The organism is Actinomycetospora lutea (assembly GCF_028737205.1).
GTDB lineage: Bacteria > Actinomycetota > Actinomycetes > Mycobacteriales > Pseudonocardiaceae > Actinomycetospora > Actinomycetospora lutea.
In genome coordinates this window covers 1-1,165 of the sequence record NZ_JAQZAL010000097.1, presented here as the reverse complement: position 1 = coordinate 1,165, position 1,165 = coordinate 1, and the positions used below count along the sequence as shown (strand labels likewise).

1 protein-coding gene is annotated in these 1,165 nt (G+C 71.3%); it reads right to left on the bottom strand.

The genetic code is table 11. The annotated features are described in order from the left end of the window. Window positions 1–155 precede the first annotated feature (155 nt). On the bottom strand, window positions 156–1,165 hold a 1,010-nt coding region (locus tag PHK61_RS31810), incomplete at its 5' end, for an IS701 family transposase (RefSeq protein WP_274285042.1).

Here is a 1,165-nt window from a genome sequence, read left to right as displayed (position 1 = left end):
TAGTCGTCTAGCTCGGGTGCGGTAGTGGCAGGTGCGGGCTCGGGCTTGGTGGCGTCGGCGCCAGTGTGACCAGGACAAGATGCTGGTCAGGCGGCTGGTCGGAGTCCAGGCCAGGCCCACGAGGAGGCGTCGGATCTCGGCCAGTGAGAGCGGGATCAGTTCGCTGAGGGCGACGGGTCTTCCCCATGACCCCCTTTTTCCCGGGGGCGCGTGGCGGCCCGGGTGATCGTGAGGAAGGCGTGCGCGAGCATGGCCAGGGTGATGTGGCGATACCAGCCGGGATAGCGCCGGACCTGGTAGTGGTCGAGGCCGACCTCGTTCTTGGCGGTCTGGAAGGTCTCCTCGATCGCCCAGCGGGCCCCGGCAATGCGGGCCAGCTCGCGCAGCGGCGTGCGCGGTGGCGCCGCGGCGAGGTAGTAGGCGATGTCGGTGGGGTTGGACAGGCTGCGGCGGGCCAGGAGCCAGTAGCCGGGCCCGGCCAGCGGGCGGATCGCGGCGCGGGCCCACTGGTAGACCCGGGGGCCCTTGGCGCCGGCCCCGACCGAGATCGTGGTCCACGCCTGCGCGGCGATGGTGTTCACGGCGGCGTCGATCCTGGTCTCACCGCCAGCGATCGACGTCCCGGCGGGGTGAACACGCTGGTTGGACGGGACGGCGAGCACATAGGACATCCCGCGGTCCTCGAGCATGCCCCGCAGAGCCCCGACCTGGCCGTAGGCCTCATCACCGGTCACCCACCCGGCGGGCACGCCGGCATCGAGGGCGCGGGCGAGCATGCGCTGCGCGAGCTCGGGCTTGGTCGCGAACCCGACCTCCTGGCCAATCCCGGCCTCGGCACAGCGCTCGCGGTCGGCGGTCCAGGACTGAGGTAGGTAGAGCTCCCGGTCCAACAACGTGCGCCCGGCCGGGGTGGCGTAGGCAAGGAAGACCCCGATCTGGCAATTCTCGATCCGCCCGGCGGTGCCGGTGTACTGGCGCTGCACGCCCGCGGACTTGGTGCCCTTCTTCAGGAACCCGGTGTCGTCGACCACCAGCACCCCGCCCGGCTCACCAATCCGGTCAACCACCCATCCGCGCAGGTCATCACGCAGCAGGTCGGGATCCCAGTCCGCGCCGGTCAGCAGCCACTGCACCGAGTTCGGCGAGGGCGCGCCGGTCGCTTCGG